At 71.8% G+C, this 25,679-nt stretch carries 27 protein-coding genes; 11 read left to right on the top strand and 16 right to left on the bottom strand.

Annotation, left to right across the window (positions count from 1 at the left end):
* Positions 1-57 precede the first annotated feature (57 nt).
* Together AB0J86_RS21460 and AB0J86_RS21455 are read right to left on the bottom strand one after the other, a co-directional pair.
* Positions 58-474 carry a hypothetical protein gene (locus AB0J86_RS21460; protein ID WP_363859338.1) on the bottom strand — a complete coding sequence of 139 codons (417 nt, stop codon included), beginning with the start codon at positions 472-474 and terminating at the stop codon, positions 58-60.
* 74 nt (positions 475-548) lie between these two features.
* Positions 549-1,574: a 4-hydroxy-3-methylbut-2-enyl diphosphate reductase gene (locus AB0J86_RS21455; protein ID WP_363859337.1), complete on the bottom strand. Its 1,026-nt coding sequence runs from the start codon at positions 1,572-1,574 to the stop codon at positions 549-551.
* A 164-nt stretch (positions 1,575-1,738) separates the two neighbouring features.
* Between AB0J86_RS21455 and xseA the strand changes: the two genes are divergently transcribed.
* Both xseA and AB0J86_RS21445 read left to right on the top strand, forming a co-directional pair.
* On the top strand, positions 1,739-2,959 hold the full coding sequence (gene xseA / locus AB0J86_RS21450) for an exodeoxyribonuclease VII large subunit (protein ID WP_363859336.1): 1,221 nt from the start codon (positions 1,739-1,741) through the stop codon (positions 2,957-2,959).
* Between the two features lie 62 nt (positions 2,960-3,021).
* Entirely contained in the window at positions 3,022-3,279 is a 258-nt protein-coding gene (locus AB0J86_RS21445) for an exodeoxyribonuclease VII small subunit (protein ID WP_363859335.1), read from the top strand.
* A 170-nt stretch (positions 3,280-3,449) separates the two neighbouring features.
* On the opposite strand, the gene AB0J86_RS21440 is transcribed toward AB0J86_RS21445, so the two are convergent.
* Positions 3,450-4,277: a hypothetical protein gene (locus AB0J86_RS21440; protein ID WP_363859334.1), complete on the bottom strand. Its 828-nt coding sequence runs from the start codon at positions 4,275-4,277 to the stop codon at positions 3,450-3,452.
* Positions 4,278-4,437: 160 nt separating this feature from the next.
* Positions 4,438-5,163 (bottom strand): DUF4245 domain-containing protein, encoded by a 726-nt coding sequence (locus AB0J86_RS21435; RefSeq protein ID WP_363859333.1) that lies wholly within the window; start codon positions 5,161-5,163, stop codon positions 4,438-4,440.
* Between the two features lie 178 nt (positions 5,164-5,341).
* Between AB0J86_RS21435 and glpX the strand changes: the two genes are divergently transcribed.
* Complete coding sequence (gene glpX / locus AB0J86_RS21430; RefSeq protein ID WP_363859332.1) at positions 5,342-6,373, top strand: class II fructose-bisphosphatase; 1,032 nt, start codon at positions 5,342-5,344, stop codon at positions 6,371-6,373.
* Between the two features lie 74 nt (positions 6,374-6,447).
* Entirely contained in the window at positions 6,448-7,353 is a 906-nt protein-coding gene (locus AB0J86_RS21425) for a DMT family transporter (RefSeq protein WP_363859437.1), read from the top strand.
* Between the two features lie 66 nt (positions 7,354-7,419).
* Here AB0J86_RS21425 and AB0J86_RS21420 read toward each other — a convergent pair whose 3' ends face one another.
* From AB0J86_RS21420 to AB0J86_RS21395, 6 genes are all read right to left on the bottom strand, one after another.
* Positions 7,420-8,388, bottom strand: a complete 969-nt coding sequence (locus AB0J86_RS21420) for an NAD(P)/FAD-dependent oxidoreductase (protein WP_363859331.1) — start codon at positions 8,386-8,388, stop codon at positions 7,420-7,422.
* A 143-nt stretch (positions 8,389-8,531) separates the two neighbouring features.
* Positions 8,532-9,191, bottom strand: a complete 660-nt coding sequence (locus tag AB0J86_RS21415) for a rhomboid family intramembrane serine protease (RefSeq protein ID WP_363859330.1) — start codon at positions 9,189-9,191, stop codon at positions 8,532-8,534.
* A gap of 167 nt (positions 9,192-9,358) precedes the next feature.
* A complete protein-coding gene (locus tag AB0J86_RS21410) occupies positions 9,359-10,033 on the bottom strand; it encodes a lytic transglycosylase domain-containing protein (RefSeq protein ID WP_363859329.1) in 675 nt (224 codons plus the stop codon).
* Between the two features lie 280 nt (positions 10,034-10,313).
* Positions 10,314-11,729 (bottom strand): PhoH family protein, encoded by a 1,416-nt coding sequence (locus AB0J86_RS21405; protein WP_363859327.1) that lies wholly within the window; start codon positions 11,727-11,729, stop codon positions 10,314-10,316.
* Positions 11,730-12,158: 429 nt separating this feature from the next.
* A complete protein-coding gene (locus AB0J86_RS21400; RefSeq protein WP_363859326.1) occupies positions 12,159-12,491 on the bottom strand; it encodes a hypothetical protein in 333 nt (110 codons plus the stop codon).
* Between the two features lie 49 nt (positions 12,492-12,540).
* Positions 12,541-12,885, bottom strand: coding sequence for a hypothetical protein (locus AB0J86_RS21395; protein WP_363859325.1), 345 nt, complete (start codon positions 12,883-12,885; stop codon positions 12,541-12,543).
* Between the two features lie 262 nt (positions 12,886-13,147).
* Between AB0J86_RS21395 and AB0J86_RS21390 the strand changes: the two genes are divergently transcribed.
* From AB0J86_RS21390 to otsB, 3 genes are all read left to right on the top strand, one after another.
* Complete coding sequence (locus tag AB0J86_RS21390; protein ID WP_363859324.1) at positions 13,148-13,588, top strand: XRE family transcriptional regulator; 441 nt, start codon at positions 13,148-13,150, stop codon at positions 13,586-13,588.
* Between the two features lie 162 nt (positions 13,589-13,750).
* Positions 13,751-14,119: a hypothetical protein gene (locus AB0J86_RS21385; RefSeq protein WP_363859323.1), complete on the top strand. Its 369-nt coding sequence runs from the start codon at positions 13,751-13,753 to the stop codon at positions 14,117-14,119.
* A 52-nt stretch (positions 14,120-14,171) separates the two neighbouring features.
* The gene (otsB, locus tag AB0J86_RS21380) at positions 14,172-14,996 is read left to right on the top strand and encodes a trehalose-phosphatase (RefSeq protein WP_363859322.1); all 825 of its coding nucleotides are present in this window, start codon (positions 14,172-14,174) and stop codon (positions 14,994-14,996) included.
* A gap of 26 nt (positions 14,997-15,022) precedes the next feature.
* Here the strand turns inward: otsB and AB0J86_RS21375 are convergent, their stop codons facing one another.
* The 4 genes from AB0J86_RS21375 to AB0J86_RS21360 form a co-directional block, all read right to left on the bottom strand.
* Positions 15,023-15,793, bottom strand: coding sequence for an isoprenyl transferase (locus AB0J86_RS21375; RefSeq protein ID WP_363859321.1), 771 nt, complete (start codon positions 15,791-15,793; stop codon positions 15,023-15,025).
* 38 nt (positions 15,794-15,831) lie between these two features.
* On the bottom strand, positions 15,832-16,965 hold the full coding sequence (locus tag AB0J86_RS21370) for a geranylgeranyl reductase family protein (protein WP_363859320.1): 1,134 nt from the start codon (positions 16,963-16,965) through the stop codon (positions 15,832-15,834).
* Positions 16,966-16,972: 7 nt separating this feature from the next.
* Positions 16,973-17,869: a hypothetical protein gene (locus tag AB0J86_RS21365; RefSeq protein ID WP_363859319.1), complete on the bottom strand. Its 897-nt coding sequence runs from the start codon at positions 17,867-17,869 to the stop codon at positions 16,973-16,975.
* A gap of 74 nt (positions 17,870-17,943) precedes the next feature.
* Positions 17,944-19,788 (bottom strand): phosphoenolpyruvate carboxykinase (GTP), encoded by a 1,845-nt coding sequence (locus AB0J86_RS21360; protein WP_363859318.1) that lies wholly within the window; start codon positions 19,786-19,788, stop codon positions 17,944-17,946.
* 577 nt (positions 19,789-20,365) lie between these two features.
* On the opposite strand from AB0J86_RS21360, the gene AB0J86_RS21355 reads away from it, so the two are divergent.
* The 3 genes from AB0J86_RS21355 (at position 20,366) to AB0J86_RS21345 (ending at position 22,129) form a co-directional block, all read left to right on the top strand.
* Positions 20,366-20,905, top strand: a complete 540-nt coding sequence (locus AB0J86_RS21355) for a GtrA family protein (protein ID WP_363859317.1) — start codon at positions 20,366-20,368, stop codon at positions 20,903-20,905.
* 70 nt (positions 20,906-20,975) lie between these two features.
* Positions 20,976-21,632, top strand: a complete 657-nt coding sequence (locus tag AB0J86_RS21350; protein WP_363859316.1) for a GtrA family protein — start codon at positions 20,976-20,978, stop codon at positions 21,630-21,632.
* Positions 21,633-21,643: 11 nt separating this feature from the next.
* Positions 21,644-22,129: a MaoC/PaaZ C-terminal domain-containing protein gene (locus AB0J86_RS21345; protein ID WP_363859315.1), complete on the top strand. Its 486-nt coding sequence runs from the start codon at positions 21,644-21,646 to the stop codon at positions 22,127-22,129.
* Positions 22,130-22,282: 153 nt separating this feature from the next.
* Here the strand turns inward: AB0J86_RS21345 and AB0J86_RS21340 are convergent, their stop codons facing one another.
* Both AB0J86_RS21340 and AB0J86_RS21335 read right to left on the bottom strand, forming a co-directional pair.
* Entirely contained in the window at positions 22,283-22,858 is a 576-nt protein-coding gene (locus tag AB0J86_RS21340; RefSeq protein WP_363859314.1) for a PH domain-containing protein, read from the bottom strand.
* A 115-nt stretch (positions 22,859-22,973) separates the two neighbouring features.
* Positions 22,974-23,873, bottom strand: coding sequence for a biotin--[acetyl-CoA-carboxylase] ligase (locus tag AB0J86_RS21335; protein WP_363859313.1), 900 nt, complete (start codon positions 23,871-23,873; stop codon positions 22,974-22,976).
* A 123-nt stretch (positions 23,874-23,996) separates the two neighbouring features.
* Between AB0J86_RS21335 and AB0J86_RS21330 the strand changes: the two genes are divergently transcribed.
* Positions 23,997-25,586, top strand: a complete 1,590-nt coding sequence (locus tag AB0J86_RS21330) for an acyl-CoA carboxylase subunit beta (RefSeq protein WP_363859312.1) — start codon at positions 23,997-23,999, stop codon at positions 25,584-25,586.
* Positions 25,587-25,679 lie beyond the last annotated feature (93 nt).

Below are 25,679 nucleotides of genomic sequence, written 5' to 3'. Positions count from 1 at the left end.
ATCGCCTCTCAGGCGCCGCGAAGCGCGCGAGCGCAGAGGTCCAGCGAGCGCGGAAGCTCAAGCGGGTTTGGCGCTCTGCACCACGAAGGGGGTGCCCTGCTGGCAGGTGGTCATCAGGTCGGACTGCACCCGGCCGGTGACCGAGACCCGCGCGCCGGGCCGCAGGACGTCCCGAGGGCCGCCGACGAGCAGGAAGTTGTCGAGCAGTACGCAGTTCGCCTCGACGCCGGCGGTCACCGTGCCGGTGAGCGTACGGAGGTCGGTGGGCTGCGGGGAGCCCGGCGTACGCGGCGGCGGCGACTTCGCCACGGGCGGCGACGGGCTCAGCGGGTTCGGCGGCGAGGGCGGGTTGCTCAACGAGGGACCTCCCGATGCCGTCGGCGGCGGAGTGGAGCCGCCGCCGGTCCGGCCGTCCTGGCCGCAGCCGGAGAGGGCCAGGCCCGCGACCGCGACGAGCGCGGCAATGCTGATCATTCGCATGGGGCGTACGACGCTCGGTGCCGACTTCTCGTTCCCGGCGGCCGGTGTCACGGTGCCCCTCGCCCCGGTCAGGACTCGACCGCGGTGGCCGCCAGCGGCGCGGCCTGGGCGGCCCGGGCCGCCGCGGCACGCATGTCGCGCTTGAGCTCCTGCGGCAGCGAGAAGGTGAGCCGCTCGTCGGCGGTCGTGATCTCGGTCACCTCGCCGAAGCCGCGCTCGGCCAGGTGGTCGAGGACCTCCATGACGAGATCGTCCGGAACGCTGGCGCCCGAGGTCACGCCGACCGTGGTCGCGCCGGCCAGCCACTCGTCGGCGATCTCGGAGGCGTAGTCGACCAGGTAGCCCGCGCGGGCACCGGCGTCGACGGCGACCTCGACGAGCCGTACGGAGTTGGACGAGTTCCGCGAGCCGACCACGATGACCACGTCGCAGTCGGGGGCGATCTCCTTGACCACGTGCTGGCGGTTCTGGGTCGCGTAGCAGATGTCGTCGCTCGGGGGCGACTGGAGCAGCGGCAGCCGGCGCTTGAGCCGCGCCACGGTCTCCATCGTCTCGTCCACCGAGAGCGTGGTCTGGGAGAGCCACACCACCTTCGCCGGGTCGCGCACCGTCACCGTGTCGGCCGCGCCCGGGCCGTCGACCAGCTGGATGTGCGCGGGAGCCTCACCGGAGGTACCGATGACCTCCTCGTGCCCCTCGTGACCGATGAGCAGGATGTCGTAGTCGTCGGCCGCGAAGCGCCGGGCCTCGTGGTGCACCTTCGTGACCAGGGGGCAGGTGGCGTCGATCGCCCGTAGCGAGCGGGCCTTGGCCTGCTCGTGCACCTCCGGGGCGACGCCGTGCGCCGAGAAGATCACGATGGCGCCCTCGGGCACCTCCTCGTTCTCCTCGACGAAGATCGCGCCCTGCCGCTCCAGCGTCGACACGACGTGCTTGTTGTGCACGATCTGCTTGCGTACGTAGATCGGCGCTCCGTAGAGCTTGAGCGCCTCCTGCACGGTCTGTACCGCGCGATCGACCCCGGCGCAGTAGCCACGGGGCTTGGCCAGCAGCACGCGCTTGCGGACTTGGGGAGTCGCCTGTGCCTCGGTCACCCGACCAGTCTACGTGCCGCCGTCCGGCCGGGCCCCGTGGCGGCCGGGCCCCGTGGCGGCCGGGCCGGGTCCCGCGGCGGCCGGACGTCGCGGTGGCCGGGCCGGGCGCCGTGGCGACCGCGCCGGTTCCGCTGCCCGTCGGGGGTGGGCCGTAGGCTGACCGGGTGACCGGACCGGACGCCCCGCGCAGCACCTCGGAGGAACCCTGGCCGGTGCGGGTCGTCAGCCAGAAACTGAGCGCCTGGATCGCCAAGCTCGGCTGGGTGTGGATCGACGGGCAGGTCGCCCAGATCAGCCGCCGGCCGGGCGCCGCCACCGTCTTCCTGACCCTGCGCGACCCGTCCGCCGATCTCAGCCTCACCGTCACGACCAACCGGGACGTCCTGGACGCCGGAGCGCCCGAGCTGGCCGAGGGCGCCCGGGTGGTGCTGCACGCCAAGCCGGAGTTCTACGCCGCGCGCGGCACCCTGAGCCTGCGCGCCGACGAGATCCGCCAGGTGGGCCTCGGCGAGCTGCTCGCCCGGCTGGAGAAGCTCAAGAAGCTGCTCGCGGCCGAAGGGCTCTTCGACCGGGCCCGCAAGCGCCGGCCGCCGTTCCTGCCCAACCGGATCGGGCTGATCACCGGCCGGGCGTCGGCCGCCGAGCGGGACGTGCTGACCAACGCGCGGCGGCGCTGGCCGGCGGTGGAGTTCCGTACCGTCAACGTGGCGGTGCAGGGCCCCACGGCGGTACCGCAGATCGTGGACGCCCTGAAGGTGCTGGACGCCGACCCGGGCATCGACGTGATCATCATTGCCCGGGGCGGCGGCGGGGTGGAGGATCTCCTCCCCTTCTCCGACGAGGCGCTGTGCCGGGCCGTCTTCGCCTGCCGTACCCCGGTGGTCAGCGCGATCGGGCACGAGACGGACGTCCCGCTGCTCGACTACGTGGCCGACGTGCGCGCCTCGACCCCCACGGACGCCGCCAAGCGGATCGTGCCCGACCTCGGCGAGGAGCTGCGGCTGATCAGGCAGGCCCGGCAGCGGCTCGACCGGGCGATGGCCCACCTGCTCGACCGGGAGGCGCACCGGATCGAGAGCCTGCGGTCGCGGCCGGTGCTCGCCCGGCCGCAGGTGATGCTCGACCAGCGGGCCGCCGATGTCACCGCGCTCCGGGACCGGGGCACCCGCTGCCTCGACCACCGGCTCGGCTCCGCCGCCGGCGAGCTGCGGCACACCGTCGCCCGCCTCCGCGCGCTCTCGCCCGCGGCGACGCTCCAGCGGGGGTACGCGATCGTGCAGCGCGCCGATGGCCGGGTGGTACGCGCCGCGGCCGAGGTCGCCAAGGGCGACCCGCTGCGGGTCCGGCTCGCCGAGGGCGAGCTGGGCGCGACCGTCGACGGGTGAACCACCCCGCCCCGACCCGCCGACCCCGGGTCGAGCCCGACGTGTGTTGAGATGGAGCCACCATGACCGACCAGAAGACATCCGCGACCGGGTCCGAGGAAGGGCTCAGCTACGAGCAGGCCCGTGCCGAGCTGGCCTCGGTGGTCGAGCGGCTGGAGGCGGGCGGGACCTCGCTGGAGGACTCGCTGGCGCTCTGGGAGCGCGGCGAACGGCTGGCCGCCGTCTGCCAGCGCTGGCTCGACGGCGCGCGCGAACGGATCGAAACGGCCCGGAGGGAACGGGACACGGCCGCCGGAAACGGACCGGAGCCGGCGGCGTAAGCCCGGAGCGGGACGCGGGCGGCCACGGGCGGGAACCCTCGGCGCCGCGGGCCGGGGCGAGACGCGGCCCCGGGGCGGCCACCCGCGGAAACCCGCGACGCTCGCGCCGGCCCGGGTACGGGCACGCCGGCGGCGCCGCGGGTCGACGCGGGCCACTGGTGGAACGCGAGCTACTGGTTGAACAACGTGTAGAGCTGCTCCGGGGCCTCGGTGACCTCGTTCGCCGGGGGTGCCTCCGCGGGCTCGGCGGCGCCGTAGTCCGAGTAGCTGAGCCGCAGCGTCTGTGCCTTGGCCGTACCGACCGCCGGCAGCTGGATGGCCAGTTCCCGGAGCCGGTTCTCGCCGTCCAGCTTCGCGGTGAACGGCACCGTGCTGCCCTGCGCGGGCAGGCCGTCGACCGCGATGTTGTCGAGCAGTCGGGCGCCCGTCGCCTTGGCGAGGTCGATCTTTCCGGAGAAGGAGCCGGCGGAGTCCTGCCGCACCTCGACGACGGCCTTCGTCAGCTGCTCGCTGCCGGCCGGATCCGCCATGTCGAGGCGGAGGTTCTTGGCATTCTTGATCTTGTTCTTGTCGAGGTGCAGGAACTTGTCGCTGATGAACTGCTGCGCGCCCGGCAGGCTCTTGGCGCTTTTCTCGTCGAGCTTGAGCTGCACCCAGGCGTCCGAGCCGCGGTAGACGAGCGTGATGTCGGTCGTGACGTTCCCGGCCGAGTCGAGGAACCGGGTACGCATCTGGGCGCTCTGGCTGGCCTGGTGGACCCAGCCGTCGCCGGTCACCTGGTCGCTGCCGATCGCGAACTTGAAGTTGCCCTTCGCCAGCTCCGCGGTGGAGGCGAGCAGTACCCGCTTGGCCTCGTCGGAGCTGGCCGGCGAGCCGGACCCGGTCGCGCTCGGGGTGGTACCCGCGCCCGGGGTGGTGCCGCCCGGGGCGCAGGCGGTGAGGCCGGACAGGAGCAGCGCGGCGGCGAGACCGGCGGTGCTCCACCGTCGAATCTTCACGTGGATCTCCCGTTGGTGGTTCCGGCGGCGAGGGCCGCCGGAGCGTGGACGTGGCAGCTTACGGTTCGACGTGACGTGACTACCGGCCTCGTCGAGCGGCCGCACCTCCGGGGGATCCGAGGGTTGGTCCCGCGGATCGTCGAGACCCGCGGGACCCCGTTCAACGCAGCGCGCCGGCGAGGCTCCGCAACTCTTCTTCCCGCGCGGAGCCGACCACAATCACCGTACGGCCGGATTCCAGCAGAACCAGGGCCCGCTCCCCGGCCCGGGCGGTGTACGTCTGCCAGCTCCGCCCGGCGAGTTCGCTGGGGCCCTGCGGCCGGCTCTTGTCGGTCAGCTCCACCGGCAGCAGCCGCTCGGCCGGCACGTTGCTCTGCAACAGCTGCACGCCCTCGCCGTCCGGGGAGAGGTAGCCCACCCGCAGGGTCGCCCCGTCGTCGCCGCGCCGGAACTGGGCGCTGACCGTACGCCACTTCGGGTCCAGCCCCTGCGGCTCGCTCACCGGGAAGGCGTTGGCGGCCCGCGCCTCGGCGATCGTCGGCGTCGCGTCGACCGGTACCGGGTCGTCGCCGCCGAGGAACACCCGGTAGAAGCCGAGCAGCAGGGCGATCGGGACCAGGAGCACGAGCAGCGAGAGCGCCATGTCCTTGGGCGAGCGCTCGGAGCGCAGCCGAACCCGCCCGCCGGAGTCCCCGCTTTCGGTACGGTCGTCAGGAGTCCCGTCGTCGGCCGGAGCCGGCTCCTCGTCGGCGGCGTGCGGGATCCGGTCCTCCGGGGCGGGATCCGACATCGGGTCCTCGCCGGGACGAACCGGGTACCCGTCCTGACGGGGACCGCCGGACGGCTGGTCGTCGCGGGTGCGGTTGGTGGGCTGCGCGGGTTCCACGTATCCATCTTCGCAGCCCGGCCCGTCCCGCCCACCGGCCGTACCGGTTACCGTCATCTGGGCCACCAACGCCCCGGACCGGCGTGAAGCGGGCCACCGTGTCAGGATCCCTGACAGAGCCGGCGGCACGGCGACCCCGACCCGCCGGCCCACCCCGCAACGTCGCGAGGAGGCCGTCATGACCAGCACCAGGACCCGGGTCCCGCAGGACCTGGACCGGAATCTCGCCCTGGACCTCGTCCGCGTGACCGAGGCGGCGGCCATGGCCGCCGGCCGGTGGGTCGGCCGGGGCGACAAGGAGGGCGGCGACGGTGCCGCCGTCGACGCCATGCGCAAGCTGATCAACTCGATCCAGATGCGCGGCGTCGTCGTGATCGGCGAGGGCGAGAAGGACAACGCCCCGATGCTCTTCAACGGCGAGCGGGTGGGCGACGGCACGGGGCCGGAGGTCGACGTGGCGGTCGACCCGATCGACGGTACGACGCTGATGAGCAAGGGCATGCCGAACGCGCTCGCCGTGCTGGCGGTCGCCGAGCGCGGGGCGATGTTCGACCCGAGCGCCGTCTTCTACATGGAGAAGCTGGCGGTCGGCCCGGTCTACGCCGACGTGATCGACATCAACGCCGGCGTCGGCGAGAACCTGCGCCGGATCGCCGAGGTCAAGGGGGCCCGGGTCGCCGACGTCACGGTCTGCGTACTCGACCGGCCCCGGCACGCGGAGCTGGTGGCGGAGATCCGCCGGGCCGGCGCGGCCATCCGCTTCATCTCCGACGGGGACATCGCCGGGGCCATCGCCGCCGCGCGCGGCGAGTCCGATGTGGACGTCATGATGGGCATCGGGGGTACGCCCGAGGGCATCACGGCCGCCTGCGCGCTCAAGTGCATGGGCGGGGCGATGCAGGCGAAGCTCTGGCCGAAGGACGACGACGAGCGCGCCAAGGCGCTGGCCGCCGGCCACGACCTCGACCGGGTGCTGCACACCGACGACCTGGTCAGCGGCGACAACTGCTTCTTCGTCGCCACCGGGGTCACCTCCGGAGACCTGCTGCGCGGCGTGCGGTACCGGGCCGGCGGGGCGTACACGCAGTCGATCGTCATGCGCTCCAAGAGCGGCACGATCCGGGTGATCGACTCGTACCACCGGCTGGAGAAGCTCGCCCTCTACTCGGCCGTCGACTTCGACGGCCGTCCCCTGGCCGAACAGGAGTGAGCCTGACCGCGACACGCGAGGCCACCGCCGACGGGCCGACCCGGAGGCGGCGGGCCGCCGCGCTCGGGCTCGCGGTGGTGGCGGGCGGCGCGGTCGCGGTCCAGTCCCACATCAACGGCGAACTCGGGGTACGCCTCGGCGACGGCATCGCCGCGGCGGTGGTCTCGTTCGGCCTCGGCCTGGTGATCCTCGCCGCGCTGGTACCGGCGACGCCGGCCGGCCGGCGCGGTCTGGCCGCGCTGCGGACCGCCCTGCGCGAGCGCTCGCTGCGCCCGTGGCAGTGCCTCGGCGGCGCCTGCGGTGCCCTGCTGGTCGCCTCGCAGGGGCTGACCGTGGGCGCCCTGGGCGTCGCCATCTTCACGGTGGCCGTGGTGGCCGGGCAGTCCGCCAGCAGCCTGGCGGTGGACCGGGCCGGCGTGGGGCCGACCGGCCGGCAGCCGGTCACCCCGACCCGGCTCGCCGGGGCCGCGCTCACCGTGGTCGCCGTGCTCCTGGCGGTCGCGGCCCGGATGGGCAGCCCGGCCACGCTGGCGCTCGCGGCGCTGCCGGCCCTGGCCGGGATCGGGGTCGCCTGGCAGCAGGCCGTCAACGGCCAGGTACGGGCTGCCTCCGGCAGTGCCCTGACGGCCGCGCTGGTCAACTTCGCCGCCGGTACGGCGGTCCTGCTGCTCGCGTACGGGGTCGAGACGGCCGTGCACGGCTGGCCCGCCGGGTCGCTGCCGGCGACGCCCTGGCTCTACCTCGGCGGGCCCGTCGGCATCGTCTTCATCGCGGTCGCCGCGGCGGTGGTCCGCTTCACCGGGGTGCTGCTGCTGGGCCTGGCCACGATCGCCGGCCAGGTGCTCGGCGCCGTCGCGATCGACCTGCTCGTGCCGCCCGAGGCCGGACGCCCGGGTGCCTTCACGCTGACCGGCGCGCTGCTGACGCTGGTGGCGGTGGGCGTCGCCGCGAGCCAGCCGGCAACCCGCCAGCCGGAGTAGCCGGTCGTGACCGGTCGGCCGCGAGTCACGGGTCGGCGGGAGCAACCGGTCGGCCGGGGTGGCCGGTCAGCCGGCGTCGGAGGAGTGACCGGGGAAGAGGTGGGCGGCCGGGTCGATCACCACGGCCGCGTTGTTGACGGCCGTGGCCGCCTCGCCGAAGCCGGTGGCGATCAGGCGGACCTTGCCGGGGTACTCGGTGATGTCCCCGGCGGCGAAGACCCGCGGCAGGTTCGTCGCCATGGTGCTGTCCACCAGGATGTGCCGCCGGTCCAGGGCCAGCCCCCAGGTGGCCAGCGGGCCGAGGTCCGCGGTGAAGCCCAGCGCCGCGACAATGGTGTCGGCGGCGACCGTCTCGGTTCCCCCGCCCTTGACGGCGATCTCCGCACCGGCCACCGCCCCATCTCCGTGGATCTTGGCCACCTCGGCGTTGACGATGATGCGTACCGGTAGCTGCTGCACCCGGGCCACGGTCGCCGCGTGGGCGCGGAACCGCTCCCGCCGGTGCACCAGGGTCACCGACCGGGCCAGCGGCGCGAGCGCCAGCGCCCAGTCGAACGCGGAGTCGCCACCGCCGACGATCAACACGTCCTGCCCGGTCAGATCGGCCAGGTGCGGTACGAAGAAGACGATCCCCCGCCCGGTGAAGTTCTCCGCGGCCGGCAGCGGGCGCGGGGCGAAGCTGCCGAGACCGCCGGTGACCAGCACCGCGCCGCAGCGCAGCGGCTCCCCGTCGGAGAGGCCCAGCACGGGCCGCTCGTCGGCGTAGCTGAGCGTCTCGGCGCGGACCCCGAGCAGGTACTCCGGCCCGTACGGCTCCGCCTGGGCGACCAGGTTCGCCACCAGTTCCCGACCCTTGATCGCCGGGAAGCCGGCCACGTCGTAGATGACCTTCTCCGGGTACATGGCCGTGACCTGGCCGCCGGGCTCCGGAAGCGCGTCGATCACGGCGACCGAGAGCCCGCGGAAGCCCGCGTAGTACGCCGCGAAGAGGCCGGACGGTCCGGCACCGATCACGGCGATGTCGACCTCACGCATGGACCCTCCGTCGTCTTCCGGATATGGATCAACGTCTGCTGATTTCCGACGGTAGTTCGGCGGGACGAGGGCGAGCAAGGATGTCCCAATCCCGCTGGGATCGGGGCGGTCCTGATCTCCCCGCCCTGACCAGGGCCGGTGCGTCAGGGCAGGGTCAGCGTGGAGTCGCTGTGGTCCGGACCGCCGCGGTACGGGCTGCGCCGCCGGAACAGGATCGCCGCCACCAGGCCGCCGAGCAGCCCGAAGAGGTGCCCCTGCCAGGAGATCCGCTCGTCGGTGGGGAAGATCCCGATCAGCTGCCAGCCGTAGAGCAGGCCGACCAGCAGCACCACCGCGAAGTTCCACCAGCTCCGCTCGACGATGCCGCGCATCAGCAGCATTCCCAGGTACCCGAAGATCACGCCGCTGGCACCCACCACGACCGAGCCGGGCTCCCCCGTGAACCAGACGCCGAGGCCGCTGACGAACATGATCAGCAGCGTCGAGTAGAGGAACCGGCGCACCCCGGCGGCGAGCACGAAGGTGCCGAGCAGGATCAGCGGCACGCTGTTGCTGTAGAGGTGGTCGAAGCCGTGGTGTAGGAACGGGCCGAAGAAGATGCCGTCGAGCCCGTCGGTACGGTGCGGGATGATGCCGGCCGTGACGTCGAAGCCGGCCCCGAGCCAGACGTCGAGCGCCTCGATCAGGAAGAGCAGCGGTACGACCGCGCACATCCCCACGAACGCCCGACCGAGCGCGGCGTAGAACGCCTCGGTGCCGAACCGGTACGGCTCGTCACCCCGGGAGTGCGCGTCGAATGCCACCCACAACTAGGTATCAGGTCCTTCGGGTACGCGCCACCGGACCGGCACGACGGTTTCCTCGACGGCAACGGGGTGCGTACCGGTTTCCCGGTCCGCACCCCGTCACGAGCTGCCGGCGGTGTCTGTCGCGGGCTCGCGGGACACGCGAGCCGAGGAGCACTGTCGGGCTAGTACCAGCCCTCGTCCTCCGAGTGTTGCCACGCCTTGCAGGGCGTGCCGTACCGATTCTCGATGTAGTCGAGACCCCACGCGACCTGCGTCGCCGCGCTGGTCTTCCAGTCCGCGCCGAACTCGGCCATCTTGTTGCCCGGCCGGGCCTGCGGGATCCCGTACGCGCCGGAGGGGTTGGCGGCCCTGGTGTTCCAGCCGCTCTCCTTGTTCCAGAGCTTGTCCAGGCAGGGGAACTGGTCCAGCCCGAAGCCGCTGTTGAGCATCACGGCACAGCCGATCTTGCGGTTGCCGCTGTACTGGTTGCAGGAGCTGGGGATCGGACCGTCGTACGGCTTGTCCGCCGCCTTCTCCTCGGCCTCTCGCCGCTTGCGGCTCGCCGCCGCCTCCTCCGCCTTGCGGGCCCGTTCGGCCGCCGCCTTCGCGGCCTCGGCGGCCTTGACCCGCGCCTCGTACTCGGCCATGCGTTGCTGCGCGGTGGCCGCCATCTGCCTGGCGTGCTCCTGGCGTTGGAGCTCGAACTCCACCTCGTCGGTGTCGGCGGCCAGCTGAGCGCTGATTCCCTGTTGCTGGGTCTCGCGGTCCTGGCCCAGGTAGTACCCGCCGCCGACACCCGTACCCAACAGGGCGATGGCGAGCACCCGGACACCGACCCGGCTCCACAGCCGACTCACAGAGTGGTCCCTTCGTCGGGGGCAAGGACACGACGCGGCCCGGTCGCGGTCAGCGACGCCCGCGCCGCGAGCGCCGCGATCCCACGGATCACGACCCGGCCGACTTGTGATCGTCGGTGCCGTCCGCCGCCGGGGTGGTCGATCGTCGATGCCCTTCCGGCGACTGGCGCTCGCAGCCACCATCGCGCACCGGTTCGCCACAGGGAAACCAATGGTCACATTTGTGATCTGGGCCACAGGACGAATCGGTACGATCGACCACAAACCCGGCGGAGACCGACTACAGCGGCATGTCCTCCAGCAGGTCCGTCACCACCTCGGCGATGGGGGACCGCTCCGAGCGCGTCAGCGTCACGTGGGCGAAGAGCGGATGGCCCTTCAGCGCCTCGATCACCGCCGTCACGCCGTCGTGCCGGCCGACCCGCAGATTGTCCCGCTGCGCCACGTCGTGCGTGAGGACCACCCGGGAGCCCTGCCCCACCCGGGAGAGCACGGTCAGCAGCACGCCGCGCTCCAGGGACTGCGCCTCGTCGACGATGACGAAGGCGTCGTGCAGGCTGCGACCGCGGATGTGGGTCAGCGGCAGCACCTCCAGCATGCCGCGGGCCAGCACCTCCTCCATCACGTTCTCGTGCACGACCGCGCCGAGCGTGTCGAAGACCGCCTGCGCCCAGGGCGACATCTTCTCGGCCTCCGAGCCGGGCAGGTAGCCCAGCTCCTGCCCGCCCACGGCGTAGAGCGGGCGGAAGACGATGACCTTCTTGTGCCGCCGGCGCTCCATCACCGCCTCCAGGCCGGCGCAGAGCGCCAGCGCGGACTTGCCGGTACCGGCCCGGCCGCCGAGCGACACGATGCCGATCGACTCGTCCAGCAGCAGGTCCAGGGCGACCCGCTGCTCGGCTGAGCGGCCGCGCAGGCCGAACGCCTCCCGGTCGCCACGGACCAGCCGTACGGTCTTGTCCGGCAGGACCCGGCCCAGCGCGGAGCCGCGCGGCGAGTGCAGCACCAGCCCGCTGTGACAGGGCAGCCCGGCCGCCTGGTCGAGGTCGATCGTCTCCCCCGCGTAGAGCTGGTTCACCTCCTCCTCGCCCAGCTCCAGCTCGGTCATGCCGGTCCAGGTGGGGTCGCTGGCCTGCCCGTGCCGGTACTCGTCCGCGGTGAGGCCGACCGAGGCCGCCTTCACTCGCAGCGGCATGTCCTTGCTGACCAGCGTGACCGTGCGCCCCTCCGCGGCGAGGTTGAGCGCCACCGACAGGATCCGGGCGTCGTTGGACTCGTTGCGGAACCCGGCCGGCAGGATCGTCTCGTCGGTGTGGTTGAGCTCGACCCGCAACGTGCCGCCCGCGTCGTTCGCCGGCACCGGCTGGTCCAGCCGGCCGTGCGTGACGCGCAGCTCGTCGAGCAGCCGCAGGGACCGCCGGGCGAACCAGCCCAGCTCCGGATGGTGCCGCTTGCCCTCCAACTCCGAGATGACGACGAGCGGGATGACCACCTCGTGCTCGTCGAAGCGGTGGAACGCCGCCGGGTCCGACAGCAGGACGGAGGTGTCCAGGACGTAGGACCGGCCGGCTGGTGCGGGCTCCACGGGGTCGGCGGCACCGGCCGTGGCGGCCCGGCGTGCGCCCCTGGAGCGGCTGGTCGTGGGAGTGGCGGCCGGGTCGTGGTTGGCCCGAGGATTGGTACGGCGAGTCGTCACAGGCCTGCTCCGGCGGGTGTGCACCCCATCCACCCGCGTTCCGACTCGTCCGGTGCCCGGTCGCACGGGGCCGGGTGCTGGGCCCCGTTGAGCATGGCTTCGCAGGGTCCGGGCTGGCCGGCTGGCGCGGGATGACCCCGGGCCATGCCTAGACGCTAACCGCCGAACGAGGGCTTGGGCTAGACACCTGGGATGGATCTCAGCTGAACGAGGGGATCTTTGGCCCCGGCCGTCGCTGCGGCCCCTGAGCCGGGTCGGAAGCCCCCCGGTCCTCCGACCCGGAAGGGACCGGCCGGGATGCATGCCCCCTGCGCGCATCCCGGCCGGTGGGATCGCGTCACCGGTCTGACGTGATCCCGACGGTGGGCCGTCCGCCGCGGACGACGCACCGTGATCGCGGGTGACCGCTCACTCCACCGCGACGCCGGCTCAGCCTCGCCGGCCGGCGAAGGCGTCGGTGGAGTGCCGTCCGCCGTTGGCCGCGGTCCCCGCGAAGGAGGCGCCCGTATAGGTCGTTCCCTGACCTACGACGGTGTGGGCGTTGTCCGGTGTCGTGGGTGATGGAACCGCCAACACCGAGGCGATTGCCGCCTGCGCCTCCCGACGACGGCGATTCCAGGCCCCCCGATCGCCGTCGAAGTAACCCTGGCGGTAGCCGAACCGGTATCCGATCCGGTAACTGAGCTGCCCGTGCAGCCGGCCCGCCGCATAGCTGGACGAGGCCAGCAGGAGCACGAGAAAGATCGCGAAGAAGGGGCTCATGCGGTCACCCCGGTCCGTCCGGCCGCTCCGCCGATCCACCCGGATCCGCTCATTTCTCCTCCGGCTCGGCGGACGTCGGCTCGGTGGTGAGGAGTTGGTCGAGGTCCTCGGTGCTGACCTCCTCGACCAGTTCGACGCTGATCCGGCAGCCGTCCAGCACGACCTCCGCGACGGAGGCCCGGCGGATCTCGCCCCCGGCGTCGTAGACCCGCACGCTCAGCTCCGGGCAGCCGAGGTGGGTCCGCCACGAGTTCCACTCCTGGCGATCACCCACGTTGAGAGAGAGGTATCGACAACCCCGCGCCAGGTACAGGCGCCAGGGAGCGCTCAGACCGGCGGCAACCCCCTCGGCGATCAATCCGAATGCCTGGGCACGGGTGGCGAGTTCGGTCACCGAGCTCCTCCTGTCACGAGCGAGTGACCCACGTGAGCACAGATCGTCTCAAGCACGTGACACACGTTAGATCGTCTCATGGGCGTGACAGTATCAGCTTTTCGTCCGATTACCCCCGGCACTTACGTACCCCTATCCTGCCCGGGTGGCACCCCTCAACACAGGCCGCGGGCCGACGACGGGGGACTCACCCCTGTCACGCACGCGATACAACACTACGGCAGACGATGCGCGAACCGGAAGCTGGCCGTACCGTCACCAGGTGTCGGATACTCCTCAGAGCCGGAAGTTCGCCTTCGCGGCCTTCGTGAAGAAGGCGCTGGACGACGCGCGCGCCACCCGGGCCTGGACGGGCACGGAGGTCTCCCGTCGCACCGGCGTCTCCCGGCAGACCATCAACCGCTGGGTACGCGGAGAGTGGGCGAGCGACCCGGAGGCCGAGCGCGTCGTCGCTTTCTGTGAGGGCCTCGGGATCAGCCCCACCGTCGCCTTCGGCGTCCTCGGCTGGGACCGCGGCACCGCCGCCCGCCCGACTCCGAGCACCCCTGAAATGGACCCCGACGTGGCGGCCCTGCTTCGCCGGCTTGTCGACCCAAATGTCTCTGATGCAGAGAAATTTCACATCAGAGAGACCATCCGTTACCTGGCCTACAAGCCAACACTCCCGCAAAATGTCCGAAAAGACCGTAAACGTGCCGGGTAGTTCCTCAGATGGCGAAAGAATGCATACATGGCGCCATCCGTACCCTCCCCGCAACTGATCGCACACGCTAGCGTGCCTCTCTGTACTGCTTGGGCTCGTCGTCGGCGGGGGGACGGGACAAGGCCGAACCCAGCCCTGCGGGACAGAAGGAGGGGTCTACCCATGACCCTGAAGTGGATGGCAGTCGTGGTCGCGGCCGTGTCAGCGACACTGTGCGTGACCGCAAACGTGGTGGTCGGCTCCATGAACGGCGCACCGGTCCCGGTCGTCGTCAACCTCATCGCCATCACCACCGCCGGCAGCGCCACGGTGCTCGCCGTGGTCGCCGACCTGTACGACCGGCTCGACGGTCGGGTCACCGCCCTGACCGAGTTCCTCATCGCGCGCCTGAACGAGATCGACGCCCGCACCGGCGACCGTAACGCCGGGTTCGTCGAGGGCTACCTCCTCAACCACGGTCAGGACGCCGCGGTCGTCCCGATCGGACCCCGCGTACACGGCCGCCGGGCGATGATTGGAGGCGACGACTGAGGTTCCCCAAGGCGTCATCTACCCCCCTCCCGACCGGGGTACGCTGACGCCCGTGCAGCCGTCCAATGCTGGTAACCACCGTCTCGCCCGCCCGCTGAGCGCCGAACAGGCGTGGCGGGCAACCATCGATCGGGCCGAGCAGTGCGTGCTGTTCTTCGACTTCGACGGCACGCTCGCGCCGGTGGAGGACGATCCGACCGCGGTGCAACCGGTACCCAAGGTACTGGCCGCCATCTCCGCCCTTGCCGGGGTGGTCAAGCGGATAGCCATCGTCTCGGCCCGGCCGGTGGAGTTCCTGCGGGAACGGTTCGCCACCCAGCCGGAGGTGGACCTCTACGGTCTCTACGGTCTGGAGCACAGCCACGGTGCGGGCGAGACGGTTACCGAGGCGGCGGCGCTGCCCTGGGTACCGACCATGGCCGAGCTGGCCGAACGGGCCCGCGCCGAACTGCCCCCGGGCGCGCTGGTGGAGTTCAAGCGACTCTCGGTGGCACTCCACTACCGCACCGTGCCCCACCTGGGCGAGGTTGTCGAGGCGTGGGGCCACGCCCAGGCCGGCCGCCTCGGGCTGCGCGTACAGAGCGGCCGGCGGGTCATCGAGCTCAAGCCGCCGGTGGACCGCGACAAGGGCATGGTCATCGGCGAGGCGGTCCGCTCGGCCGGCTGCGCCTGGTACTTCGGGGACGACGTCTCCGACATCAAGGCGTTCGCGGCGCTGCGGGCCCGCGAGGAGGCCGACCCGGACTTCTTCGGCGTCTGCGTAGCGGTGGCCAACCCGGAGACCGGGGCGGAGGTGGCCACGGCCGCCGACCTCACCATCGACTCCCCCGAGGCCCTCGGCGACTTCCTCACCGAAGCCGTCCACCGCTTCGGCTGAGCTGTCTCCCTCGCGGGCGAGACAGCTCAAGCGCCGTAGCGGCGTTGGCGGCTGGCGTACGAGCGGAGGGCGCGGAGGAAGTCGACGTGGCGGAAGTCCGGCCAGTTGGCGTCGCAGAAGTAGAACTCCGAGTGCGCCGACTGCCAGAGCAGGAAACCGGAGAGCCGCTGCTCGCCGCTGGTACGGATGACCAGGTCGGGGTCGGGCTGCCCGCGGGTGTAGAGGTGCTCGGCGATGTGCTCCACGTCGAGGACCTCGGCGAGTTCCTCCAGGGTTCCGCCGGCCGCCGCGTGCTCGTAGAGCAGGGACCGGACCGCGTCGGCGATCTCGCGCCGCCCGCCGTACCCGACCGCGATGTTGACCTGCGCCCCACCGACCCGGTCCTGGGTACGCTCCTCGGCGGCCTTCAGCGCCGTCGCCGTCTGGGCCGGCAGCAGGTCGAGGGCGCCGACCATGCGCAGGCGCCAGGGGTTGCCCTCCTCGGCCAGTTCCACCACCAGGTCTTCGATGATCTGAAGGAGCGGGTCGAGTTCCTTGGCCGGCCGGCGCAGGTTGTCGGTGGCGAGCAGATAGAGGGTGACGTGTCCGATTTTGGCCTGGTCGCACCAGTCCAGCACGTGCTTGATCTTCGCCGCGCCGACCCGATGGCCGTCGTTCGGGTCGACGTAACCCATCTCCCTGGCCCAGCGCCGGTTACCGTCACACATGACACCGACGTGCTGCGGCACCGGCTTGCCGGCGAGCTTCGCCGTCAGCCGCCGTTCGTACATGGAATAGATCAGGTCCCGCAGAGTCATCCCCTGCAGAGTAGCGACCCGGGATGAACGCGTGTCGACTACCGACGCCGTACGGCCAGTCGCAGACCGATCCTGGCGAGCGTCCGGCCGTCCAGCAGGCCCTCACCCAGCCCCAGCTCGACGACCGTGTCGAAGACGTGACGGTCCGCGTCGGCGGCCCGTACGGCGGCCTCCACCACCGACCGGCGTCGGGCCAGCCAGGCCGCCGCCGAGCTGTGCCGCAGATGCGTGCCGAGTCGGCGGCGCAGCGCGCGGGCGTACCCGTCGGCGGCGGTGCGCGGGGCGCGGGCGGCGACCCGACCGGCGATCGAACCGGAGAGCACCGCGTAGAAGATCCCCTCCCCGGTGAACGGGTTGACCAGGGACAACGCGTCTCCGGCCAGCACGATCCGGCCCCGCCCGACCGGCGGCCGGTGGGTGGAGAGGGGCAGGTGGTGGGCGCGTACCCCGGTCAGCGCCGCCGGGTCGAGGTCGGGCAGCAACCGGCTCAGCCCGTCGAGCAGCCCCTGGCGGGTCAACGGCTGCCCGCGCAGCACCTCGCCGTACCCGACGTTGGCGCGGCCGTCCCCGATCGGGAACGACCACGCGTACGCCGGCCAGCGCGCCCCCGAGGTGACGATCCGCTGCTCCAGCGGCCCGCCGGTCGGGGCGGCCGGGGTGTACCCGCGGATCGCCAGCGCCAGGTGGCGGTCCGGGTTGACCGGATGGCCCAGCGCCCGGCGCACCACCGAGCCGGCCCCGTCGGCGCCGACCACGGCGCGCGCGGCGAGGACGCCGTCCAGCACCACCAGGTCGTCGCGGGGCTCGATCCGGCGTACGGTGTGCCGCACCAGCCGGGCGCCGGCCGAGACCGCGGCGGCCACCAGCCGGGCGTCGAAGATCCGCCGGGGCACCGTGTACGCGGGGCGCGGCAGCGGCCGGAGCACCTGCCCGCCCAGCGGCCCGACCAGCCGTAACGCCGGTACCGGGAGGTAACCGGCCACGGCGTCCGGCACCCCCAGCTCGGCGAGCACGTCGACGGCGTGCGCCGCGATCCCGTCCCCGCAGGGCTTGTCGCGGGGGAAGTCCGCCCGGTCCAGCAGCAGCACCCGGGCGCCCGCCCGGCGGGCCGCCAGGGCGGCGCTGGCCCCGGCCGGCCCGGCGCCCACCACCGCCACGTCGAAGGTGTCCATCAGCGCCTCACCGGACCGGCTCGGCGGCCCGCGGCGTCGCACCGGTGCCGGCCGGAACGGGACGTTCGTCGCGGCCGGCGCGGCGGAGCCCGAACAGGGTGATCCCGGCCGCGACCGCCAGGGGCGCGCCGTCCCGGACCAGGCCGTCGAGGCCGAGCAGCAGCCAGCAGAGCGGCAGGTCCACGGCGAGCGCGGCGACCGTGCCGGCGGCCAGCAGGGCCCGCGCCCACCGCCGGCCCCGGAGCAGGAAGAACGTGCCGAAGAGCACGACCTGGCTGACCACGACGGCGGTGAGGCCCCAGCCCACCACGAGCGGTACGGCGACCAGCCGCCCGTCGAGGACCGTGCCGACCGCCACCAGGCACGGCACGAGCATCAGCGGGCTGTAGGTGAACGCGGCGATCCGTACCGTGAGCAGCCAGGCGGCCACCGGCGGGCGCCGGGGCGCCAGCTCCCGCCAGAAGATCCCCCGCCGGTCGACGACCAGCCGGTTCGGGTGCCGGACCAGCACCTCGCGCAGCGCGAGCGACCGGTACAGCAGCCCCACCACGGCGACGCAGAGCAGGGTCAACGCCGCGAAGCCGAGCACCCCGGGCAGGGGCGGTACGCCCGCGCGCGGCACCAGCAGCCGGCCGACCGCGAAGACCGTGGTGACGGCCAGGATCAGCCCGAACGGCCGGGCGACCACCCGTCCCCGCCGCACGTGCCAGATCAGCACCGCGAACCCCAGGGAGCGCAGCAGCGCCCAGCCGGTCCGCACCGCCAGCCCGAACCCGCGCTCCGGCGCGTACCACCAGTTGAGCAGCTCGACGGCGACCGTGGCGATCGCCGTGACGGCCAGCAGTACGGTCAGCGCGGTGACGACGAGGGGCCGCCGGACCGGGGTCGCGGCGGCCGTCGTCATACCGTCGATGATGCCGGGAGCGGGACGTACCCGCACCTCACCGGGCGGTACGACCGCCCGGCGTGTCCCGTCGGTCAGCGCGGCTGTGGTTCGGCGTCGAGCCGGGCGCGCAGGGCGTCCAGCTCGGCCCAGAGCACCCCGGGCAGCTTGTCGCCGAACTTCTCGAACCACTCGGCGACCATCGGCAGCTCGCCGCGCCACTCGTCGACGTCCACCCGGGTCGCGATCCGCAGGTCCTCGGGGGTGACGTCGAGCCCCTCCACGTCGAGCGCCTCGGTGGCCGGTACGAACCCGACCGGCGTCTCCACCGCCTCGCCGCGGCCCTCGACCCGCTCGACGATCCACTTGAGCACCCGGATGTTCTCACCGAAGCCGGGCCAGATGAACTTGCCGTCCTTGTCCTTGCGGAACCAGTTCACGTAGTAGATCTTGGGCAGCTTGGCGGCGTCGCCGTCGACGCCCTTGCCCATCTCGATCCAGTGCCGGAAGTAGTCGCCGCCGTGGTAGCCGATGAACGGCAGCATCGCCATCGGGTCGCGGCGTACCACGCCGACCTTGCCGGAGGCGGCCGCGGTGGTCTCCGAGGAGAGGGTCGCTCCCATGTAGACGCCGTGCACCCAGTCGCGCGCCTCGGTGACCAGCGGAATCGTGTCCTTGCGCCGGCCGCCGAAGAGGATCGCGTCGATCGGTACGCCCTGCGGGCTGTTGAACTCGTCGGCAAGGATCGGGCACTGCGTCAGCGGGGTGCAGAACCGGCTGTTGGCGTGCGAGGAGAGTTCCCCGCTGTCGGGCGTCCAGTCCCGGCCCTTCCAGTCCGTCAGGTGGGCCGGCGGGTCGCCCATGCCGTCCCACCAGACGTCCCCGTCGTCGGTGAGGCCCACGTTCGTGAAGATCGAGTTGCCCCGGTCCAGGGTGCGCATCGCGTTCGGGTTGGTCTTCCAGTCCGTACCGGGCGCGACGCCGAAGAGCCCGTACTCCGGGTTGAGCGCGTAGAGGCGACCGTCGGGGCCGAACCGCATCCAGGCGATGTCGTCGCCGATCGTCTCGACCTTCCAGCCCGGCAGGGTCGGCTCCAGCATGGCCAGGTTCGTCTTGCCGCAGGCGGAGGGGAAGGCACCCGCGATGTGGTGCACGCTCCCGTCGGGAGAGGTGAGCTTCATGATGAGCATGTGCTCGGCGAGCCAACCCTCGTCCCGGGCCATCACGCTGGCAATTCGCAGCGAGTAGCACTTCTTGCCCAACAGCGAGTTACCGCCGTACCCGGAACCGAATGACCAGATCTCCCGCGTCTCCGGGAAGTGCGAGATGTACTTGGTCTCGTTGCAGGGCCAGAAGGAATCCTCCTGCCCGGGCTCCAGCGGTGCCCCGAGCGAATGCAGGGCGTGCACGAAGTTCGCGTCGTCACCCATTCCCTGCAGCACCTTGGTACCCATCCGCGTCATGATGCGCATGGACGCCACCACGTACGCACTGTCGGTGATTTCGACACCGAACATGGGCTGTTCCGCCTCCAGCGGGCCCATGCAGAACGGGATGACGTACATGGTGCGTCCGCGCATGGACCCGCGGTAGAGGTCCGTCATGATGCGCTTCATCTCGGCCGGCGCCATCCAGTTGTTGGTGGGCCCGGCATCCGCCTCGTCCACCGAGCAGATGTAGGTACGCTCCTCGACCCGCGCCACGTCGCCCGGGTCGGTACGGGCCCAGAACGAGTTCGGCTTGCGCTCGGGGTTCAACCGCACCAGGGTGCCCGCCGCGACGAGTTCGTCCGTGAGCCGCCGCCACTCCTCCTCTGACCCGTCCACCCAGACGACCTGGTCCGGTTGGGTCAACTCGGCGACTTCCTTAACCCAGGCAAGCAATTTCGGATGGGAGGTCGGGGCCTGATCGATACCCCGAACCGTGGCCGGAGCAACCATGACACATCTCCTTGTGGTCGACGCTGACCGTTCTGTGGGTGCACGAGTTCGACGAGCGGGAGTCCGTTCGCCGTCGTGAAACCTGGGATTTCGACCAGCGTAAACCGAGCGGCGCTCATGGGCAGCGGGACCCGTTGTGAAGAACTGCACAAGGTACGGTCGTGGTGGATTAACACGATCTTTTCCTCGCTCCCACGCTCACTTTCGCGCAAATCCTTCGGTACCGGCCAGCCGACCGGCCTCGTCCCCGGGACCCGCCGGACACCCGCCGACCCGCCACGGGTTCCCGCCCTCCCCCGCCGTCCCCGTCCCGTCGGACTCGTCGTCCCCGCCGTCCCCGTCGGACTCCCTCGGACCCGTCGGACTCCTCGGACCCGTCGGACTCGAAAGACGCCGTGGGCCCGGGAGACGCCGGCCGGCACTGCCCTCCCGGAGATTGACGCGGAGCAACAGCGATGTCACCGATCCCACCACGTCGGCGGGGTACCGGAACCCGTTGACCTGCAATCCGAATCGCCGGGGCAAGACTCGCCGGTGCGGCCGATGAGCGACGGCGGCAACCGGTAGGCTCGCTTTCGTGCCAGCCACCGTCACCGGCGACCAGCCCACCCCTTCGGGCACCCAGCGGGGCTTCCTCCGCGTCCTGCTCGACCGGTTCGGCCACCTGATCCGCGAGGTGGGCAAGTTCGGTGTCGTCGGCGTGGTGGCGTTCGTCGTGGACCTCGGGCTCTTCAACTACGCCATCACGGGCCTCGGCATGGAGCGGCTCCTCGCGAAGACCTTCTCCACCGTGGTCGCCGCGACGGTCGCCTTCGTCGGGAACCGGTTCTGGACGTGGCGGCACCGCGAACGGTCGGGCATGGTCCGGGAGTACTCGCTGTACTTCTTCTTCAACGCCGTGGGCCTCGGTATCGGCCTTGGCTGCCTGGCCATCAGCCACTACGGCCTCGGTAGCATCTGGCCGACCGTCTTCAAGTCACTCCTCGCGGACAACATCTCCGCCAACCTGGTGGGGGCCGTCCTGGGCACCCTGTTCCGTTTCTGGTCGTACCGGCGGTTCGTCTTCGTCGGCCCGGCGGCACAGGATGCCCCCGAGGCAATCACGAAGAGTGACTGAGGGCGTGATCTCTAGCCCACCTCGCGCCGGTCGGCCGGTCCCGACCGCCTCACTGCCCTAAGGTGTCCGCATGCGTCTTGTCGGAATGCTGCCCGAACGTTGGCAGAAGTTCGTGCGCGAGGCGCTGAAGTTCGGGATAGTCGGCGGGGCGAACACCGTGGTCAACTACGCGGTCTTCAACGCCCTGGCGCTCACGGTCTTCGCGGACGGGCAGCTCAAGGCCACGGTCATCGCGACCATCGTCGCCGCGACCTCCTCGTACCTGATGAACCGGCACTGGACGTACCGGGACCGGCCAAAGTCGACGATGCGCCGCGAGTACACCCTGTTCTTCCTCTTCAACGGCGTCGGCCTGATCATCGAGCTGGGCCTGTTGGGGCTGGTCAAGTACGGTTTCGGCATCGAAGGGCTGATCGCCCTGAACGTGGTGCGGACCTTCGGTGTCGTCTTCGGCACGATCTTCCGCTTCTGGGCGTACCGCAGCTTCGTCTTCCAGCCCGCCACCGACGTGCCCGGCCCGGGCGACCGGCACCACCTCTCCGCCGAGCTCGACCCGGTGGCGGAGCTGGCCGAGGCGGTCACCGAGCTGGAACACTCCGAGCCGGCACCGGACGTGGCCCACGGTAACGACCGGAGCGCCGCGCTGGGCAGCGGGTTTGTCAACTCGATCGACGCCAACCTGCGGGCCGAGTTGCGCCCCAGCGCGCCGCGTCCGACGTTCCTCTGACCCGCGCCGCCGTGCGGTCCGGAACGGGCGCCCCCGCTGAGCTGTTCTTCGAGGATCTCACCCCGGGGCAGAGCTTCGACCTCGGCGTCATCACCATCGACGGCGCGGAGATGCTGGCCTTCGCCCAGCGCTTCGACCCGCAGTGGTACCACGTCGACGCCGCGCTGGCGCGGCAGAGCCACCACGGGGGGCTGATCGCCAGCGGTTTCTACACCGTGAGTCTCTTCATGCGCGCGTACGTCGATCACGTGCTCTCCCGCGCCGCCGCGGACGCCTCCCCCGGCTTGGAGGAGCTGCGCTGGCTCGCGCCGGTGCACGCCGGCGACCGCCTCGCCGTCCGGCTCGACGTGATGGGGAGCAAGTTCTCCACCGCCCGGCCCGGCTTCGGCACGGTGACCCTCGCCGGCACGATGACCCGGCTGGACGCCCAGGGGCAGCCGGAGCGCGAGGTGCTGCGGACCCGCTTCCGTGGCTGGTTCGCGATGCGCGACGCCTGACGCCACGCCGGTCAGGTCCGCGGTGCCGGCCGAACCCGTCGGCGGCACCGCCCCCCAATTTCCCCCGCGCCCGGTTACTTCGTACCGCTCGTCATCGCTGACGACGACCGTTGCCGCCGCGCCGGGCCGGGGTCACCGGCGACGCGGCGGCCCTCACTGCTGCGCCTGCTCGCGAACCGGCTTGCCCTCCTGCACGTCCGCCATGATCTCGCGCATCTCGTCGTCGCCGAGCGAGTGCTTGTCGTGGATGGCCTCGACCAGCTCGTAGAGGGTGGTCTGCACCTTCTCCACGTTCGGGATGTCGGTCAGCCTCGACTGGCCGCGCTCACCCGCCGACTCGATGACCAGCGTGCCGCAGCCGAGCATCCGCTCGAAGAAGCGCTGGTTCATGGTGTGGTCGTTGACCCGGCCCAGCGGGATGTCCCGCCGGTCGCGCGAGAAGACGCCCTGCTGCAGTACCACCCGCTCGTTGGTGAACAGGTAGTGCGTGGTGCGCCAGACCAGGAACGGCCAGAGGCCCAGCCACACCACCCCCACCAGGGCGACGGCGGCGATCGCGTACAGCGCGACGGTCGCGGCGGCGTTCTCGGGCAGCAGCACGAACCCGGCCACGATCGCGGCGATCGCGACGACCAGCACCGCGATGGGCCGCACCAGCGCCTTCCAGTGCGGGTGCAGGTGCAGTACGACGTGCTCGTCTGCGGTGAGCACGTCCTCGGGGAAAGCCACGCCAACCTCCTTGGTCACACGAATGTCCGCGCCGACCGTAGCGGCTCGGCGCCAGCATCGGGCATACCGTGCGGCGTGTGTTTTTCGTGCCGTCTCGATCTGTTATCGAACGGGCTCAGCGCACGTGCAACACGTCGCCCGCAGCCACCCGATGCTCACCGTCGGTAGCGCGGACCACCAGGCGACCGTCGGGGTCCACGGTGGTCGCCGTACCGTGCAACTCGTCGCCCGCCGGCAGCAGCACCCGCACCTGCCGGTCGACGGTGGCGCTGAACCGGAGGTACGCCTCGCGCAGGCCGGCGGCCTCGACGTCGCCCGCCGCCGCGCGCCAGCGCCCGTACCAGTCGGCGATGCCGCGCAGCAGCGAGCGGAGCAGCGGATCGCGGTCGGTGGCCACCGCACCGGCCAGGGCCAGGGAGGTCGCCGGCAGGCCGGTCGGGTTGACCGGCAGCTCGTGGGTGCGCAGCGTCACGTTCAACCCGATGCCGAGCACGATCGCCGGCGGCTGGCCGGGATCGGCGGCCGGTACGGCCTCGGCCAGGATGCCGGCGCACTTGCCCGCCTCGGCGCCGCTGCCGGGCGGTGCGGGCACGAGCAGGTCGTTCGGCCATTTCAGCCGGGCGTCCACCTCGGCGAGCCGGACCACCGTCTCGGCCAGCGCGACCCCGGCCAGCAGGGGCAGCCAGCCGTACGCGGCGGTGGGCGCGGCGGGCCAGCCCCGGCCGGAATCGGCCAGCCCGGGACGGAGCAGGACGCTGGTCGCGAGGCCGGCCCGTGGCGGCGACTCCCACGACCGCCCCCGCCGGCCCCGGCCGGCGACCTGCCGTTCGGCGACGACGACCAGCCCCTCGGGCTCACCCGCCCGGGCCGCGGTCGCCACGTCCTCGTTGGTGGAGCCGGTCTCCACCCGCAGGTCGAGCCGATTCCAGAGGCCCCCCGGCTGGACGAGCGCCCGTTGCAGCCGCCGGGCGTCGAGCGGCGGGCGGTCCAGGTCCGTGTACGGCGAACGCGACATCCGGTCAGCGTACGACCCCGCCCCGCCCGTGCGCCCGCAGCTCACGGCCCTCGTTACGATCGCAGTCGCGAGCCGGTGGGCCCGGCGACGCCGTACCGGCCGGGACCGACGAAAGGCGGCAGCGTGAGCGCGACCAGCGACACCGAGACCAACATCCACACCACCTCCGGAAAGCTCGCCGACCTGGAGCGGCGCGTCGACGAGGCGGTGCACGCCGGCTCGGCCCGGGCGGTGGAGAAGCAGCACGCGCGCGGCAAGCGGACGGCCCGGGAGCGGATCGCCATGCTGCTCGACGAGGGCTCCTTCGTCGAGCTGGACGGGCTGGCCCGGCACCGCTCGACCAACTTCGGCCTGGACCGCACCCGCCCGTACGGCGACGGGGTCGTCACCGGCTACGGCACGGTCGACGGGCGGCAGGTCTGCGTCTTCGCGCAGGACTTCACCGTCTTCGGCGGCTCGCTCGGCGAGGTCTTCGGCGAGAAGATCGTGAAGCTGATGGACCTCGCCATGAAGATCGGCTGCCCCATCGTGGGGATCAACGACTCGGGCGGCGCGCGGATCCAGGAGGGCGTGGTCAGCCTCGGCCTCTACGGCGAGATCTTCTTCCGCAACGTCCGCGCCTCGGGCGTCATCCCGCAGATCTCGCTGGTCATGGGGCCGTGCGCGGGCGGCGCCGTCTACTCGCCGGCCGTCACCGACTTCACCGTGATGGTCGACCAGACCTCGCACATGTTCATCACCGGCCCCGACGTGATCAAGACGGTGACCGGCGAGGACGTCGCCATGGAGGAACTGGGCGGGGCCCGCACGCACAACACCAAGAGCGGCAACGCGCACTACCTCGCCACGGACGAGGAGGACGCGATCGACTACGTCAAGGCGCTGCTGGCGTACCTGCCGGCCAACAACCTCGACGAGCCGCCCGCGTACCCCGTCGAGGCCGAACTCGACGTGACCGACCTCGACCGGGAACTGGACAGCCTCATCCCCGACTCGGCCAACCAGCCGTACGACATGCACCGGGTGATCGAGCACGTCCTCGACGACGGCGAGTTCCTTGAGGTCCAGCCCCTCTACGCGGAGAACATCGTGGTCGGCTTCGGCCGGGTCGAGGGCCGGCCGGTCGGGGTGGTGGCCAACCAGCCCATGCACTTCGCCGGCACCCTGGACATCGCCGCCTCGGAGAAGGCGGCCCGCTTCGTGCGCACCTGCGACGCGTTCAACCTGCCGGTGCTGACCTTCGTGGACGTGCCCGGCTTCCTGCCCGGCACCGGCCAGGAGTGGGACGGCATCATCCGCCGCGGCGCCAAGCTGATCTACGCGTACGCCGAGGCGACCGTCCCCAAGGTCACCGTCATCACCCGCAAGGCGTACGGCGGGGCGTACGACGTGATGGGCTCCAAGCACCTGGGCGCCGACTTCAACCTCGCCTGGCCGACCGCGCAGATCGCGGTGATGGGCGCGCAGGGCGCGGTCAACATCCTGTACCGGTCGGAGCTGGCCGCGGCGGAGGACCCGGCCACGGTCCGGGCCGAGAAGGTCGCCGAGTACGAGGAGACGCTGGCCAACCCCTACATCGCGGCCGAACGCGGCTACGTCGACGCGGTCATCCCGCCGGCCGAGACGCGGACGCAGATCGTGCGGGCGCTGCGGATGCTGCGGACCAAGCGGGAGACGTTGCCGCCCAAGAAGCACGGCAACATCCCGCTCTGATCTTTGGTCGGTGGTTGCGGTTTGGGGCCGGCCCGCCGTACCCCGCGAAGCCCGTCAGGCTTGATGTCTTCGCGGTGGACTCGATCCGCACCA

The sequence above is a fragment of the Micromonospora sp. NPDC049559 genome (assembly GCF_040676675.1).
GTDB lineage: Bacteria > Actinomycetota > Actinomycetes > Mycobacteriales > Micromonosporaceae > JBFAPK01.
This window is presented reverse-complemented; position numbering and strand designations above follow the sequence as displayed.